This window comes from Lyngbya aestuarii BL J (assembly GCF_000478195.2).
Classification (GTDB): domain Bacteria; phylum Cyanobacteriota; class Cyanobacteriia; order Cyanobacteriales; family Microcoleaceae; genus Capilliphycus; species Capilliphycus aestuarii.
The window spans coordinates 1-474 of sequence record NZ_AUZM01000357.1 but is presented as its reverse complement, the minus strand read 5'-3'; the positions used below and the strand labels follow the sequence as shown (position 1 = coordinate 474).

1 pseudogene is annotated in these 474 nt (G+C 45.6%); it reads left to right on the top strand.

Going from position 1 to position 474, the window contains the following annotated elements:
• Positions 1-474 (top strand): annotated as a pseudogene (locus M595_RS31435) (hypothetical protein); the annotation flags it as partial.

Here is a 474-nt window from a genome sequence, read left to right as displayed (position 1 = left end):
GGTGAAGTTGTCAATGTTGCGGGTGTATTGGATGATCAAGATTTCGATACCTTTTCAGTAACTCGGGTTGATGGTTCGCCCGTAATTCCGACTGCGGTTGCTCCTCCGCCCGCTCCTGTAGGTGTTCCTCCAATGGTTGCTACAACGGTGACAGGAACGGTAATTAATTTAGTCGATAATGATGAATTTCTGCTCGATATTAATGGCAGTCCGCTGTTAGTTGATGCCAATTTACCCGATTCACAATTTTTGCAATTAGTTCCCGGTGAAGTTGTCAATGTTGCGGGTGTATTGGATGATGAAGATTTCGATACCTTTTCAGTAACTCGGGTTGATGGTTCGCCCGTAATTCCGACTGCGGTTGCTCCTCCGCCCGCTCCTGTAGGTGTTCCTCCAATGGTTGCTACAACGGTGACAGGAACGGTAATTAATTTAGTCGATAATGATGAATTTCTGCTCGATATTAATGGCAGT